This is a genomic window from Chitinimonas sp. BJYL2, from assembly GCF_027257935.1.
Lineage (GTDB): Bacteria > Pseudomonadota > Gammaproteobacteria > Burkholderiales > Chitinimonadaceae > Chitinimonas.
The window spans coordinates 151,638-165,760 of the sequence record NZ_JANZKW010000006.1 but is presented as its reverse complement, the minus strand read 5'-3'; the positions used below and the strand labels follow the sequence as shown (position 1 = coordinate 165,760).

General features: G+C 61.1%; 13 protein-coding genes and 1 tRNA gene. 6 read left to right on the top strand and 8 right to left on the bottom strand.

What is annotated here, in order from left to right; translation table 11 throughout:
- Window positions 1-202 precede the first annotated feature (202 nt).
- The 3 genes from O9X62_RS15845 to O9X62_RS15835 all read right to left on the bottom strand — a co-directional run bounded on the left by O9X62_RS15845 (window position 203) and on the right by O9X62_RS15835 (window position 2,719).
- On the bottom strand, window positions 203-820 hold the full coding sequence (locus O9X62_RS15845) for an EF-hand domain-containing protein (RefSeq protein ID WP_269533930.1): 618 nt from the start codon (window positions 818-820) through the stop codon (window positions 203-205).
- Between the two features lie 79 nt (window positions 821-899).
- Window positions 900-1,982 (bottom strand): ATP-binding protein, encoded by a 1,083-nt coding sequence (locus O9X62_RS15840; RefSeq protein ID WP_269533929.1) that lies wholly within the window; start codon window positions 1,980-1,982, stop codon window positions 900-902.
- Complete coding sequence (locus tag O9X62_RS15835) at window positions 1,979-2,719, bottom strand: response regulator (RefSeq protein WP_269533928.1); 741 nt, start codon at window positions 2,717-2,719, stop codon at window positions 1,979-1,981. The genes O9X62_RS15840 and O9X62_RS15835 overlap by 4 nt, the downstream gene beginning before the upstream one ends.
- A gap of 469 nt (window positions 2,720-3,188) precedes the next feature.
- Between O9X62_RS15835 and O9X62_RS15830 the strand changes: the two genes are divergently transcribed.
- From O9X62_RS15830 to folE2, 4 genes are all read left to right on the top strand, one after another.
- Complete coding sequence (locus O9X62_RS15830; RefSeq protein ID WP_269533927.1) at window positions 3,189-3,419, top strand: exodeoxyribonuclease VII small subunit; 231 nt, start codon at window positions 3,189-3,191, stop codon at window positions 3,417-3,419.
- Window positions 3,416-4,312: a farnesyl diphosphate synthase gene (locus O9X62_RS15825; RefSeq protein WP_308446497.1), complete on the top strand. Its 897-nt coding sequence runs from the start codon at window positions 3,416-3,418 to the stop codon at window positions 4,310-4,312. Before O9X62_RS15830 ends, O9X62_RS15825 begins: the two co-directional genes overlap by 4 nt.
- A gap of 56 nt (window positions 4,313-4,368) precedes the next feature.
- Window positions 4,369-6,219, top strand: coding sequence for a 1-deoxy-D-xylulose-5-phosphate synthase (dxs, locus tag O9X62_RS15820; protein ID WP_269533926.1), 1,851 nt, complete (start codon window positions 4,369-4,371; stop codon window positions 6,217-6,219).
- 166 nt (window positions 6,220-6,385) lie between these two features.
- Entirely contained in the window at window positions 6,386-7,192 is an 807-nt protein-coding gene (gene folE2, locus O9X62_RS15815) for a GTP cyclohydrolase FolE2 (RefSeq protein WP_269533925.1), read from the top strand.
- A gap of 69 nt (window positions 7,193-7,261) precedes the next feature.
- On the opposite strand, the gene O9X62_RS15810 is transcribed toward folE2, so the two are convergent.
- Together O9X62_RS15810 and O9X62_RS15805 are read right to left on the bottom strand one after the other, a co-directional pair.
- Window positions 7,262-8,290: a folate-binding protein YgfZ gene (locus O9X62_RS15810; RefSeq protein ID WP_269533924.1), complete on the bottom strand. Its 1,029-nt coding sequence runs from the start codon at window positions 8,288-8,290 to the stop codon at window positions 7,262-7,264.
- 71 nt (window positions 8,291-8,361) lie between these two features.
- Window positions 8,362-9,621 (bottom strand): AsmA-like C-terminal region-containing protein, encoded by a 1,260-nt coding sequence (locus O9X62_RS15805; RefSeq protein WP_269533923.1) that lies wholly within the window; start codon window positions 9,619-9,621, stop codon window positions 8,362-8,364.
- Window positions 9,622-9,702: 81 nt separating this feature from the next.
- Between O9X62_RS15805 and O9X62_RS15800 the strand changes: the two genes are divergently transcribed.
- Window positions 9,703-9,778, top strand: a tRNA-Asn gene (locus O9X62_RS15800).
- Window positions 9,779-9,911: 133 nt separating this feature from the next.
- Window positions 9,912-10,559 (top strand): hypothetical protein, encoded by a 648-nt coding sequence (locus O9X62_RS15795; protein WP_269533922.1) that lies wholly within the window; start codon window positions 9,912-9,914, stop codon window positions 10,557-10,559.
- Window positions 10,560-10,656: 97 nt separating this feature from the next.
- Here O9X62_RS15795 and O9X62_RS15790 read toward each other — a convergent pair whose 3' ends face one another.
- The 3 genes from O9X62_RS15790 to O9X62_RS15780 are packed head-to-tail and all read right to left on the bottom strand — an operon-like array spanning window position 10,657 to window position 14,108.
- Window positions 10,657-11,775 (bottom strand): TRAP transporter substrate-binding protein, encoded by a 1,119-nt coding sequence (locus O9X62_RS15790; RefSeq protein ID WP_308446496.1) that lies wholly within the window; start codon window positions 11,773-11,775, stop codon window positions 10,657-10,659.
- A 27-nt stretch (window positions 11,776-11,802) separates the two neighbouring features.
- A complete protein-coding gene (locus O9X62_RS15785; protein WP_269533921.1) occupies window positions 11,803-13,515 on the bottom strand; it encodes a TRAP transporter large permease subunit in 1,713 nt (570 codons plus the stop codon).
- Entirely contained in the window at window positions 13,515-14,108 is a 594-nt protein-coding gene (locus O9X62_RS15780) for a TRAP transporter small permease subunit (protein ID WP_269533920.1), read from the bottom strand. The genes O9X62_RS15785 and O9X62_RS15780 overlap by 1 nt, the downstream gene beginning before the upstream one ends.
- Window positions 14,109-14,123: the final 15 nt, after the last annotated feature.

The following is a 14,123-nucleotide window of genomic DNA, read 5'->3' as shown; positions in this document are numbered from 1 at the left end:
TTTTCGGTTTGGTATCGGCTTGCTTACGTTGCGACCGGTAGGGTGCAAAAGCTCCGCGCATTGCACCGCTGAGGACGGCTGGCGGCGGAGGGCGGTGCAATCCGGCCTTGGGCCTTATTGCACCCTACGAAAACCGCCCTGCGAAAAATGAAAAGGGCGACGCTGTGCGTCGCCCCGTGCCCCCGGAATGTCATGCCGTGTATCAGGCCAGTGCCTCAATCTGCTGGGTACGATCCTGTCCATCGTTACCCAGCAAAGCCTCCACCAGCTTTGCCAGCGTGGATTGCAAGCTGGTGCTGGCGTCGCTCGCACCATCGCTAGTATCGGTCTGGCTGGCCGCAACCAGTTCGGAGAAACTGACCTGACCGTCGCGATTGGTATCGGCAGCATCGAATAGCTTCAAGAGCTCGCTCAGGGTATCGTCCTCGCTGCCTTCGGTGCTGCTGGCAGACAGCACGCCGGGCGCACCCTGCATGCCGCCACCAGGTGGCAGCGACGGGGCGCCACCGCTCATGCGGATGCTCTCGAACTGGCTGTGGAGCTGGTCTTCGAGCTGGCTCATACCGATCTGGAATTCGTCCTGGCTCAGCTGTGCGTCGCCATCGGTATCCATATCGGTAAAGCTCGGCGCAGTGACGCCCTCGGGCAGTTTGGGTGCTTGGGCGGTAAACGCCGCCAGCTCATCGGCGCTGACCTTGCCATCGCCACCGCTGTCGATCTTTTCAAAAATCTTTTGCTGCATCTGTGCGCGGTCAGGTCGCTGACCGGCGATGCCGGGCGGGGAATAAGCCCCATACCCGCTACTTGCGCTGATATTCATGCTGACACTCCTAGTCTTGCCCCATCCGGAAGGGGATGGGTGCAGTGTCAGCATGCAAGGTGTGTGTAAGCGGGCAGTGTCAGCTTTGTATCGATGCGTTCTGGCGCAAGGGCAGGCACAGGCGGGCGATGAGGCCGCCGTCGGGCGCATTGCGCAGACGCAGTTCGCCACCGTGGCGCAGGGCGGCGTCGCGGGCAATCGACAAACCCAATCCGGTACCGCCGGAGGTGCGGTTGCGCGAGCTTTCCAGCCGCACAAACGGTTCGAGCACCCGTTCCAGATCGGCCTCGGGAATGCCGGGGCCATGGTCGCGGACTTCGATACAGAGCCGCTCGCCCTGGACGCTTAGCGAGACTTCGGCATCGCCGCCATAGCGCACAGCATTGTTGATCAGGTTCTGCAAACCGCGTCGCAGCGTGCCGGGCTGGGCGAGGATGATGGGCGCATCGCCGTGCAGGCTTGCCTGCTGGCCCTGTTCGACGGCATCGTCCACCAGTGTTTGCAGCAGCGCGCCCAGGTCCAGCGATTGCCAGGCCTCTTCCCGCGATTCGCCGCGCAGGTAATCGAGCGTGCCATCGAGCATGGTCGACATCTCGCCCACATCGTCGCGCAGGCGTTGCGCCAGCTCCGGGTTGTCGAGTTGCTCGATGCGTAGCTTGATGCGCGTGAGCGGTGTGCGCAGATCATGCGATACGGCGGCGAGAAAGCGCGTGCGCTCGGCCAGCTGGTCGATGATCTGCCGCTGCATATGATTGAGGGTGCGCGCCGCGAGGCGCATTTCCTGCGGGCCGGTCTCGGGCATGGGTGGGCTGTGCAGGTTGTCGCCCAGCTGGGCGCTGGCCTGAGCCAGCGATTCAATGGGCCGCACCAGCCAGCGCGAGCCATACCAAGCGGCGGCGGCCAGAATCAGGAATTGCACACCCAGACCCACCAAGGGAAAGCCGCGATCACGCCGTGGCAGGCCGGGCACCATCATCGGCGGTGGTCCCCCGCGGAGTTCTGCCGGGCGTGGTTCGCGCTCATGCTGTCGCGGGAAATCCGCTGGCGAGAAGTGCTCGCGGTTGAGGTAGGCGATCATGCCAAAGGAAAAATGGCTGATGACCAACGCCGCCAGTACCAGACCGAACAAGCGGCCACGTATCGTATCGGGCAGGAGAGTCATGGCGCGACCTTGCAGTCGAACAGATAACCTTCGCCGCGGATGGTGCGGATCAGCTTGGGCTCCTTGGGGTCATCGCCGAGTTTCTGGCGCAGGCGCGAGACGAGCAAGTCGATACTGCGATCAAACGCCTCGGCCGCGCGGCCGCGTGCGGTATCGAGCAGCAGATCCCGGCTCAGCACCCGGCGCGGGCGTTCGATGAAAACCCAAAGCAAGCGGAACTCGGCATTCGATAGCGGCACCAGCACACCGTCTTCGCCGATCAGCTCGCGGGTGGTGCGGTTAAGCTGCCAATGCGCAAAACGGAGGATCTCGGCCCCGACAAGATCGGCATCGGCGCTGGGGGCGGTCGGCAGACCAGCCGGCTCGCTGCGCCGCAACACACTGCGCATGCGGGCAACCAGTTCGCGTGGCTCGAAGGGTTTGACCACGTAATCATCGGCCCCCATTTCCAGACCCACCACGCGGTCCACTGCTTCGCCTCGGGCGGTGAGCATCAGCACCGGTACGCGCGATTGGCCCCGCAGCCATTGGCACAGCGACAAGCCGTCTTCACCGGGCAGCATCAGGTCCAGTATCACCAGATCGTAAGTGCCGTCTGCCCAGGCTGTGCGCAGCCCTGTTGCATCGGCCTCGGTGCGGCATTCAAAGCCGAACTGCTGCAGATAGTCGCGCAACAGGCTGCGGATTTGCGGGTCGTCATCCACAAGCAGGATGCGCTGGTGCTGGGGTTTATCCATCTGGAGTTCCCGTTGTGCGGCTTTCATCAGTATTGCACTGCTTTGGCCTGCCAGCAGGCGATCCACAGTAAGGCCAGCGTGCAGTCTGGTGCCGGCTTGTATCGTTGCGACGTGTCCTGTGTATCAAGCTTGTTACACATACTGATACGGCGCTTGCTGCGCCGTTGCGGGCTTTGCATGCCTTTGCGCCCGTAACTGCCGTAAACGTCATTTGCGGCAATGCAACAATCAAACAAACGGATGTTTGAATTTAACCGAGCACTTGCTAGAGTGTGTCCTGTAGTCGTTGTGCGGTTCACTACCAACCGCACCGCGAGGCCGCCGGGCCAGCCCGGCTGGTTTGCCTACGCTTGGGTACTTTCGAGCGCGTCGGTCATCACCGGCGCGCTTTTTTTCTTGTGATGCCGAGAAAGCCGATCCCCGCGCAGGGTAAAATCGCGCGATTCGATTGCCCACATAGCAAAGACCCATGGCAAAACCCACCAAGCCCGCCAGTTTCGAGGCGGCGATGACCGAACTCGAAGGCCTGATCGCCGAGATGGAACGCGGCGATACCACGCTGGATGCGTCTCTCGCTGCCTACAAGCGTGGTGGCGAGCTGATCCGCTACTGCCAGGAGCAACTGGCGGCCGCCGAGCAGCAGATCAAGGTGCTCGACGGCGACCAGCTCAAGCCGTTTACGGTGGAGGACGCCGAATGAGCCAGCACGATTTCCAGACTTGGTCGTTTGCGATCCAGCAACAGATGGAACTGGCGCTGGGCAGTGTGCTGCCCTCCGCCCAGGTACACCCGCAACGCCTGCACGAAGCCATGCGCTATGCCGTACTTGGCGGCGGCAAGCGTGTGCGTCCCTTGCTGGTATTCGCTGCTGGCGAGATCGTGGCTGCATCGGCCGAGCGTCTGCAATATGCCGCCGCCGCTGTTGAGCTGATCCACGCCTACTCGCTGGTACACGACGATATGCCTTGCATGGACGACGATGTGCTGCGCCGCGGCAAGCCCACCGTGCACGTGGAGTTCGATGACGCCACTGCCCTGCTGGCCGGCGATGCGATCCAGACAGCCGCCTTCGAAGTGCTGTCCAGCCATACCCTGTGCGATGAAGCGCGCGATCAGGTCACCCTGCTGCGTATCCTTGCCAATGCGTCCGGCGCCGCCGGCATGGCGGGCGGGCAGGCCATCGATCTGGCGTCGGTCGGCAAGCCGCTGACGCTGCCGGAACTCGAAAACATGCATATCCTCAAGACGGGGGCACTGATCCGTGCCTCGGTGTTGATGGGCAGCTACTGCGGCGAAGCGCTGGACCAAGCCGCGCGCGACAAGCTCGACCGCTTTGCCAAGCTGATCGGCCTGGCCTTCCAGGTGGTGGACGATATCCTCGACGTGGAGGCCGATACCGCCACGTTGGGCAAGACGGCCGGCAAGGATGCCGCACACGACAAGCCCACTTATGTGGCGCTGCTGGGCCTCAAGCAGGCCAAGGAACGCGCGGCAGAGCTGGAAGCTGAAGCGCTGGCCTGCCTGAGCGGCTTTGGCGAGCGCGCCGAGCGACTCAAACAACTCGCACACTTCATCGTCCACCGCGCATTCTGATCATTTGATTGCTGTCCGCCGGTGCCACCGGCGGCAAACTGACAAGACCGCTTCCCATGCCTTACCCGCTGCTCGATACCATCCACACCCCGGCCGATCTGCGCCGCCTCGATCCCAGCCAGCTCAAGCCGCTGGCCGAGGAGCTGCGCGCGTTCCTGCTCGAATCGGTGAGCCAGACCGGCGGGCACTTTGCCTCCAACCTCGGCAGCGTGGAACTGACCATCGCCATCCACTACGTGTTCGATACGCCCGATGACCGGCTGGTGTGGGACGTGGGTCACCAGACCTACCCGCACAAGGTACTGACTGGCCGCCGCGAACGCATGAACACCATGCGAAAGTACGGCGGGTTGGCCGGCTTTCCCAAGCGCGAAGAGAGTGATTACGATACCTTCGGCGTTGGCCACAGCTCGACCAGCATCGGCGCCGCCGCCGGCATGGCCGAGGCCAGCAAGCTGCGTGGCGATACACGCAAGTGCATCGCGGTGATCGGCGATGGCGCCATGACGGCAGGTCAGGCATTTGAAGCGCTGTTCAATGCCGGCGACAAGCAGGCGACCGACTTGCTGGTCGTGCTCAACGACAACGAGATGTCGATCTCGCCGAACGTGGGTGCATTCAACGCCTATCTGGCCAAGCTGCTGTCGGGCAAGTTCTATCAAGGCTTCCGCAACACCGGCTCCAAGGTGCTCGAAAACATGCCGCCGCTGCACGAGTTCGTGCGCCGCTCGGAAGAGCATGTGAAGGGCTTCCTGACGCCGTCCACGCTGTTCGAGGAATTCGGCTTCCATTACGTGGGCCCGATCGATGGCCACGACCTCGATACCCTGGTGCCCACGCTGCGCAACCTCAAGAGTCTGTCGGGCCCGCAGTTCCTGCACATCGTCACCAAGAAGGGTCACGGTTACAAGCTGGCCGAGGGCGATCCGGTCAAGTATCACGCCGTTACGCCGTTCACCCCGGCCGATGGCATGGCGCCCAAGGCCGCCGCCAAGCCGACCTACACCCAGGTGTTTGGCCAGTGGCTGTGCGATATGGCCGAACAGGACCCGCGTCTGGTTGGCATTACGCCGGCCATGCGCGAGGGTTCGGGCATGGTCGAGTTCGAAAAGCGCTTCCCCGATCGTTACTACGACGTGGGCATTGCCGAGCAGCACGCGGTGACCTTTGCCGGCGGCATGGCCTGTGAAGGCATCAAGCCCGTGGTCGCCATCTATTCAACCTTTCTGCAGCGTGCCTATGACCAGCTGATCCACGACGTGGCCTTGCAGAACCTGCCCGTGGTGTTTGCAATTGATCGCGCGGGTCTGGTGGGGGCCGATGGCCCGACGCATGCCGGCAGCTTTGATCTGAGCTTTTTGCGCTGCATCCCGAACATGGCCATCCTCGCGCCATCGGATGAGAACGAATGCCGGCAGATGCTCTATACGGCCTTCCAGATGAACCAGCCCACCGCCGTGCGTTACCCGCGCGGCACCGGCCCCGGTGTGGAAATCGCCAAAGCGTTCACAGCCCTGCCTGTGGGCAAGGGCGAGACCCGTCGTCAGGGCAAGCGTATTGCCATTCTGGCGTTCGGCACCATGGTGGCCCCCGCACTCAAGGCGGGCGAGGCGCTGGATGCCACGGTGGCGAACATGCGCTGGGTCAAACCCTTGGACGTGGAACTGGTCAAACAGTTGGCCGACAGCCACGAACTGCTGGTGACGGTGGAAGAGAACAGCATCATGGGCGGTGCGGGCTCGGCCTTGAGCGAGGCGCTCAACGCTGCCGGCTATGCACGCCGCGTGCTGCATCTGGGTCTGCCCGACCGCTATGTGGACCATGGCGATCCGGCCCAGCAGCTGGCCGAGTGCGGCCTGGATGCGGCGGGTATTGAAGCCAGCATCCGCAGCGCTTTCGGGATTTGATCCCAAGCCGTTGAAAACAAGCCAATCCCGGCAGGCTATTGCCGGGATTGCGAGAATCAATCACGGGCTGCGCTTGAATTGCGCACAATGCGGCCTCAATTCCCGATAAGTTTACTCGGGTATTTATGGCCCGGTACAATCCAGACCTAGCCCACAGGATCGCATCATGAATTCGCCCCAAACGCCGGCCTCGATCGAGGATGTGCAAAGCTCGCGCGACGTGCGCAACATCCCCATCAGCAAGGTCGGCATCAAGTCCATCCGCCACCCGCTGAACATCATCGACAAGCAGGGTGTGGCCCAGCCTACCGTGGCCTCTGTGGACATGTATGTCTATCTGCCTGCCGAGTTCAAGGGCACGCACATGTCGCGCTTTGTGCAGATCCTCAATGATCGCAGCGAGCCGATCTCGGTTGCCAACTTCGAACCCTTGCTACGTGGCATGCTGGAAAAGCTGGAAGCCGACACCGGCTATATCGAGCTGCGTTTCCCTTACTTTGTGCGCAAGGCTGCGCCGGTATCGGGTGTGCAAAGCCTGATGGACTACGAAGTCAGCCTGATTGGCGAAGTCCGCAAAGGTGTTTACGAGCAGAAGGTGCGTGTGCTGGTGCCCACGACCAGCCTGTGTCCGTGCTCCAAGAAAATCTCCGAATATGGCGCGCACAATCAGCGCTCTCACGTTACCGTCACCGCAACACTTGGTCAGAGTGTATGGATCGATGATCTGATTCGTCTGGTCGAGGACGAGGCCTCGTGCGAGCTGTTCGGCCTGCTCAAGCGCCCCGATGAGAAGTACGTGACCGAGCGTGCTTACGACAACCCCAAGTTTGTCGAAGACATGATCCGCGATGTGGCGGTGCGCCTGAATGCGGTGACCGCGATTGATGCCTATGTGCTCGAGGTGGAGAACTTCGAATCTATCCACAATCATTCGGCTTATGCCTTGATCGAGCACGACAAGCGTACCGCTTGATCGGTTTGCCCGCCCCAACAAAAAGCCCGCCGGACACTGGCGGGCTTTTTGTTGATCTGGGCAGGGCGCTTAGGCCGCTCCTGCTTCCAGCTCAGGTATAGCGTAAGGCAGCGACAAGGGCGTTAGCACGGGGCCGGTATCGCTTTGTAAGTGCAGGCCTTGCGCAATGCTGCCGAGCTGCACCACGGCGAGTGCTTCCCAGTTGCCGGCAGCGTTGGGCGCCGCCGCAGCAATCTGCCCGGATGCCTGGCCATTCATTTCCGGGCTGTACACTGCATCGCCCGGTTCCATTGCCACGGTGCTCTGCACGCGGATGGTGCGACGTTTCAGCTTGCCCAGATACTGGGTGCGCGCGACGATTTCCTGGCCTGGATAGCAACCTTTCTTGAAATTGACCGCGCCGATCAGTTCCATATTGGCCATCTGGGCGACAAATTCTTCTTGCGTGGCGGGCTGTACCCAGACGAGACCAGCGCGGATCTCGGCCAGTTGCCAGGCTTCGCTGCAGCCGGCCACGGCGCCCGCCGCGGTCAAGGCTTGCCAATGTTGGGTTGCGGTCTCGGGTGCGACGATCAGCAGGTAGCGATCGTGACTCAGCGCAACCAGCTTGCCGCCTGTTACCGGCTGGCTTTGCAGTGTAGCGGGCAGGCTGCCGAAAACCTGCTCGATCAGGCGAGCGGCTTGCGGGCCCGCTAGTCCCAGCATGATCCGCTCGCCATTGGCATCGCTGGCCCTGGTTTTGCTCCGCAGCACATACATGGACAGGCGCTTCTGGATGGCGGCCTGCAGTGTCTGGGGGAGTACCAGCAAGGTATCCTCACCATCCTGCACCAGCAACAGGCTGGTCAGCATGCGGCCCTTGGGCGTGGAGTAGGTAGCGTACTGCGCACCATGCTCGCCGATCTTTTTGACATCGTTCGAGAGCTGGCCGTGCAGGAAGGGCAGCGTCTCCTCGCCGCTGAAGCGGATCAGACCGAAGTCACCCAGCGGCACCAACGTGGCACCGCTTTCTAGTGCTGCCAGACCAGCGGGTAGAGCAAATGCCACCGTCTCCCCGCTGGCGCCTTGTTCTCGCAGAAAATCTTGCCAGTTCATCATTCCCGTCCTGTTCTTCAAAGCAAATCGCCGGCATGCAGCCGGCGATTTGCGCGAGCCGTGCTATATGCCGGTCAGAAAATACTGGTGGTGCTTTCGCGTCCGCCGGGCTTGTAAGCACCAGCCGAGCGCAGGGCCGGCGCATCCAGCGTGCCTTCAACGGCCAGTTGCGCACCCACCACGATCGCACCGCTCGCCAGCTTGGCGTTGATCCGCCCCTTGAGCTTCTTGTCCGCATCAATCTGCAGGCTGCTGGTCGCGGTGAACTTACCGGCATCCAGAAGCAGATTCTTGAGGGTGACGACATCATTATTGAGGTTGAAGTCGCCGCGCAACGTATCAAACCGTGTCTGGCCGCCACGTTGCTGCATGACGGGAGATTGGGACTTCAGCGGCGCAATCAAGTCGAAGTTGTGCAGATTGCCATCGCTGATGGTGAAGTTGATATCGATACGGCGCTGGTCGAACAGGGTTTCGTAGCTGTCGCCGGTAAACTCGAAGTCGCCCGAGGCCGCCATTCGCCCGGTGCTGCGGCTGTTGGCGCTGAACACACTGATCAAGGGATCGGCCTGCATGCTGCGGGTCTGCAGCTTACCAATGAGCCGCCAGCCGTCGGTCCAGGTCAGTTGTCCCTGACCTATGACCACCGAGCCGAAAATCATGCCATTCACGTCGTCGACCACCACGCCTTCCTTGCTGGCCTTGCCACGCACGATCAGCTGATCGAAGCGGATATCCGGATACGCACCGGGCAAGACCCAGTTCTTGGCATCGAAGTCCAGATCGAACGCGTCACCATCGGGTTTCACAGTGAGATTGGCGCGACCGTCGGTGTCCGTTACGGTGACCAGTTTGAATGTACCGTCCGGATTGAAACGCAACACACCGGAGAGCGGACCGACGGTTTCCTTGTCGAGCTTGATCATCAAGCGTTCAAGGCGTAGTGCGGCAAAGTGGATGTCCTTGCCGTTGGGGTTGGGTTTGAGCCGCGAGGGTAGCGAACGCGCGAAAGCCTCGGTGAACTGGGCCTTTTCGAGCACGACGTCAGTCAGTTCCTTGCGCAGGTTGAGCAGGTTCTTCAACGTCAGCGGCACGATGATCTGGTCGACCGTGCCTTCCCCGGCTCGGCCAAGGGTGAGCCCCTGCAGCACGATTTGCGGCTTGGGACTGTAACTGAACGCAATGGATCCGATCTGGGCGTCGGTCCCCAGGCGGGCAGACATGGCCTGCTCGATATCCCCTTTGTAGCGATCATAAGGAATGAGTACAGGCACCAGCGCAACAATGGCGGCCAGTACGGCCAGGGTGATCAGGATTTTCTTGAGGGCTGACATGCGGCCTCACTTTATTCTGTCCGGCAACATGCCGGGTTGACACGAAGGGTACTGGCTCATTATCATAGCCAGCTTCTCAGTTCCTCGATAGCTCAGTCGGTAGAGCGCCGGACTGTTAATCCGTAGGTCCCTGGTTCGAGCCCAGGTCGAGGAGCCACTGAACACCAGAACCGCAAAGTCGAAAGGCTTTGCGGTTTTGTTTTTTGTGCTTTGTTTGACGCAACTCGCATCTCTCGCTAAAACGGTTAAAGCCACGGTTGTGGCCGTGTTCGGGCTACTTAGAGGATCGCATGACAACGTCAAATGAACAAGCAGCCAAGCTGCCCTTGGTGAAGCGAATCGTGCTGATGGTCCGTACGGGCGGTGCTGTCCCGATCTTGATGGGCGTGCTGCTCTTGTTGCTGATTGTCGGCATCGGGGCGGGCGGTTTTCTGGGTGGTCTGGCGCTGGCGACCAAACGCAACCAGACGGTGGAGCAGAATCTGCTGGCCCAGACCAAGGCTGCCCGAGCGGCTGAAACCAAGGCGCTGGCAGAGAAAGACGTGGCCGAAAAGGAGCTCGATCAGGTCAAGACGACCTTGGCAGCGCAGGTGCGGGATATTGAGCAGCTCAAAGAGCTACTGGAGCGTGCGCGTATTGAACGCGAAACCATGGACAAAGTGCTCGGAGAAGTCCGCGACTCGCTGGCGGCAGGCGGTGCCAGTCCTAAGGTGCAGCAAGCGGTCAAGGGGGCGATGCTCAAGTTTGGCGAAAAGGAATGTGAGCTGCCCGATCGCGCCGTGAGCAGCAAGGCGGATATCCGCTGCCTGGATCTCAAGAACGCGATCGAATCCATGAACAGCATGCCAGGTGGCTACGGAAGTAAACCCGCGGAGACCAAGACCCCTGCGGTCAAACCCGGGGATAAACCGGCCGAGAAACCCAAGTCCGGGCACTAAGCGCACTTCGGTTTCTGCACCCCTGCGCCACAAGCCCGTGCGCTACAAAACAAAACCCGCGTTCACCGCGGGTTTTGTTTTTGGCTGGCTGTTCGGTTTACTTGACGCGGTTCGAATACATGAAACTTTCGAGACCGGACTCAGCCAGGCTGAACCAGCCTTGTTCTGCGCCGCGGAATTTCTTCCACTCGGTGAAGATCTTCCGGAATGATGGGTTTTTGGCCGCTTCTTCGTCGTAAATGTCGAACGCTGCTTTTTGCGCCGCCTTGAGGATGTCGGCCGGATACTTGTGCAGCTTCACGCCGTTCTGCAGCAAGCGCACCAAGGCTTGCGGGTTCTTGGCGTCGTACTCGGCCTGCATGGAGATGGCTGCCTCAGCTGCGGCCACCTCCCAGGCGGCCTGATACATCTTGGGCAGCTTGTTCCACTCGTCGATGTTCACATAGAACGAGATTTGCGGACCTGGCTCCCACCAGCCTGGGTAGAAGTAGTTCTTGGCGACCTTGTAGAAGCCCAGCTTCTCGTCGTCGTAGGGGCCCACCCACTCGGCAGCGTCAATCGTCCCCTTTTCGAGCGCGGGGTAAATATCGCCCCCTGCCAGCGTTTGCGGCACCGCGCCCAGGCGCGACCACACTTCGCCACCGATGCCCGGGATGCGGATCTTCAAACCTTTGACCTCGGCCAGCGACTTGACCGGGTTACGGAACCAGCCGCCCATCTGGGTGCCGGTATTGCCGCCATAAAAACTGATGACCTTGTAATCACGCAGGAACTCGCGCATCAGCTGCAGGCCACCGCCGTAGTACATCCAGGCTGCTTGCTGGCGCGACGACAGGCCAAAGGGGACCGAGGTATCGAACGCGAAGGTCTTGTTCTTGCCCACATAGTAATAGCCGCAGGTATGGCAGGCCTGTACCGTACCGTTCTGCACGGCATCGAGTGCCTGCAGGCCGGGGACGATTTCCCCTGCAGCCGACACCTTGATCTGGAACTTGCCATCAGTGAGCTCGCCTACGCGCTTGGCCAGCTGCTCGGCACCGCCGTAGATGGTGTCCAGGCTCTTAGGAAAGCTTGAGGTGATGCGCCACTGGATATTCGGTTCACCTGCTGCAATGGCAGGGGCGGACATACCCGCCGCGGCTGCGGCGCCAACACCGGCTTTTTTGAGAAAACTGCGTCTTTCCACGGTCTGCTCCTTCTTCTTGGGTGATGGCATGGCGGCACCATGCCGGGTCGGGCTTGATCAGGGTTGCTTGTCTTGCTGCCGGGCGGCCTCTTCCATCAGGGCGGCCGCCGGATCGGGCTCCGCAGCGGGCGCGCCGCCACTTTCCAGCATCATGGCGCCGGGGTCCTGTTCTTCCGGTGCGGGCGCCTCCTGGGTGTCATCCGAGAGTTGCTGGAGCACTTCTTCCGTACTCTGCGTGCTGGTGCCGTCATGTTTGTGCAGGGCATGGGTAACCAGCTTCGGAAAGCCGATCACCAGCGCCACCATGATGATCTGGATGATCACGAAGGGAATGGCACCACGATAGATATCGGTCGTCTTGATCGCAGGCGGGGCCACGCTGCGAAGGTAGAACAGCGCAAACCCGAAGGGCGGGTGCATGAAGGAGGTCTGCATGTTCACCCCCAACATCACGCCGAACCAGACGAGATCGATACCCAGCTTGGCGGCGATGGGCGCAAGCAGAGGTACAAGGATGAAGGCGATCTCGAAAAAGTCGAGGAAGAAAGCCAGCAGGAAGATCAGGATGTTGACGACGATCAGGAAGCCGACCACACCGCCCGGGAGGCTGTCGAACAGATGTTCCACCCAAGCGTCGCCGTCCAGGCCGATGAAGGCAATCCGGAACACGCGGGCACCGATCAGGATGAAGACGACAAAGGTGGTGAGCTTGAGTGTCGAGTTCATGGCCTGACGTGTCAGGTCCCAGCTCAGCCGGCGCTTGATCATGGCGAGGATGATGGCGCCCGCAGCACCCATGGCACCGCCCTCGGTGGGGGTGGCCACACCAAGGAAGATGGTGCCAAGCACGAGGAAGATCAGCATCAGAGGCGGCACCATGACAAACACTACGCGCTCGGCCACCTTGCTCAGCAGACGCAAACCGCTGATACGGTTGGCAACGGCAGCGGTAAAGGCAATACCGATACCGACGAGTGCCGACACGATGATGCGTTCGTCCAGCGGACGATCCGTCGCGGCATAGTGGTACTGGTCGTAGGCCAGTCCGGCAACGATGGAGATGGCCAGCAGCGCGAGCAGTGAAGGCATGCCGCTGCTGCCGTCGGCTTCGCGCAGTGTGCGTGCCTCCGGCGGCAGGGCGGGCGCTGCAGCGGGTTTGATGATGGTGACCAGGAACACATAGGCGGTGTAGAGACCGACCAGCACCAGCCCCGGTACCAAGGCACCGGCATACATGTCGCCGACGGATGTACCCAGCTGGTCAGCCAGCACGATCAGTACCAGCGAGGGCGGGATGATTTGGGCCAACGTACCGGATGCCGCGATCACGCCGGAGGCCAGGCGGGCGTCGTAACCGTAGCGCATCATGATGGGCAACGAGATCAGGCCCATCGAGATCACTGAAGCGGCCACTACGCCGGTGGTCGCAGCCAACAGGGCGCCGACAAAGATCACGGCATAGGCCAGCCCCCCGCGAATACTGCCGAACAGCTGGCCGATGGTATCGAGCATGTCCTCAGCCATGCCGGATCGCTCAAGTATCAGTCCCATGAAGGTGAAGAACGGGATCGCCAGCAATGTGTCGTTCTTCATGATGTCGAAGACCTGCTGAGGCAGTGCCTGCAGCAGTGCCGCGGGCATCAGACCCGCTTCTATGCCGATAAACGCAAACAACAGACCGACGGCGGAGAGGGCAAAGGCAACCGGGTAGCCGATCAGCAAGAAGATGATCAGCGACGCGAACATGATGGGGGGCAGAAGTTCATGCATCAGGCTTTGCCCCCGTTGTTGAGCATGGGATCGAGATGTTGATCGATGGTGTCGGTGATCTGGCCACCCTGCTTCTCGGCCGGATTCGGAATCAGGCCGCGCAGAAAGGCGATGCGTTTGATGATCTCGGACAGGCACTGCAGGATTAGCAGGCCGAATCCGGCCGGGATCAGCGCCCATACGGGCCAGCGCAGCAGGCCGCCGGCATCGGCCGACCGCTCACCGGAGACCCACATCTGGGTGAATACGGGCCAGGCAAAATAGAGAATGATGCTGGCCATGGGCAGCAGGAAGAACAGGCCACCAAGGATGTCCACCCAAGACTGTTTGCGTGCCGAAAGGCGACCCACGATCAGGTCGATACGGATGTGTTCATTGTGCTTGAGGGTGTAGGCGGCACCGAGCAGGAAGATTGCCGAGAACAGATACCACTGGATTTCCAGAAAGGCATTCGAACTCATGTCGAAAGCCTTGCGGACCACGGCATTGCCAGCGCTGATCAGGACGCAGACGAGAATAAGCCATTTGGTGAACTGGCCGACACGCTCGTTGAGCGCATCAATACCACGGCTGAGGCGAAGTAACAGCTGCATGGGCGTCCCCTTTAT

Excerpts from the sequence above, each read along its gene's own strand:
- O9X62_RS15830 (WP_269533927.1), top strand. The coding sequence starts at position 3,189 with ATGGCAAAACCCACCAAGCCCGCCAGTTTCGAGGCGGCGATGACCGAA.
- dxs (WP_269533926.1), top strand. The coding sequence starts at position 4,369 with ATGCCTTACCCGCTGCTCGATACCATCCACACCCCGGCCGATCTGCGC.
- O9X62_RS15810 (WP_269533924.1), bottom strand. The coding sequence starts at position 8,290 with ATGATGAACTGGCAAGATTTTCTGCGAGAACAAGGCGCCAGCGGGGAG.
- O9X62_RS15835 (WP_269533928.1), bottom strand. The coding sequence starts at position 2,719 with ATGGATAAACCCCAGCACCAGCGCATCCTGCTTGTGGATGACGACCCG.
- O9X62_RS15805 (WP_269533923.1), bottom strand. The coding sequence starts at position 9,621 with ATGTCAGCCCTCAAGAAAATCCTGATCACCCTGGCCGTACTGGCCGCC.
- O9X62_RS15845 (WP_269533930.1), bottom strand. The coding sequence starts at position 820 with ATGAATATCAGCGCAAGTAGCGGGTATGGGGCTTATTCCCCGCCCGGC.
- O9X62_RS15790 (WP_308446496.1), bottom strand. The coding sequence starts at position 11,775 with ATGCCATCACCCAAGAAGAAGGAGCAGACCGTGGAAAGACGCAGTTTT.
- folE2 (WP_269533925.1), top strand. The coding sequence starts at position 6,386 with ATGAATTCGCCCCAAACGCCGGCCTCGATCGAGGATGTGCAAAGCTCG.
- O9X62_RS15795 (WP_269533922.1), top strand. The coding sequence starts at position 9,912 with ATGACAACGTCAAATGAACAAGCAGCCAAGCTGCCCTTGGTGAAGCGA.
- O9X62_RS15840 (WP_269533929.1), bottom strand. The coding sequence starts at position 1,982 with ATGACTCTCCTGCCCGATACGATACGTGGCCGCTTGTTCGGTCTGGTA.
- O9X62_RS15825 (WP_308446497.1), top strand. The coding sequence starts at position 3,416 with ATGAGCCAGCACGATTTCCAGACTTGGTCGTTTGCGATCCAGCAACAG.
- O9X62_RS15785 (WP_269533921.1), bottom strand. The coding sequence starts at position 13,515 with ATGCATGAACTTCTGCCCCCCATCATGTTCGCGTCGCTGATCATCTTC.
- O9X62_RS15780 (WP_269533920.1), bottom strand. The coding sequence starts at position 14,108 with ATGCAGCTGTTACTTCGCCTCAGCCGTGGTATTGATGCGCTCAACGAG.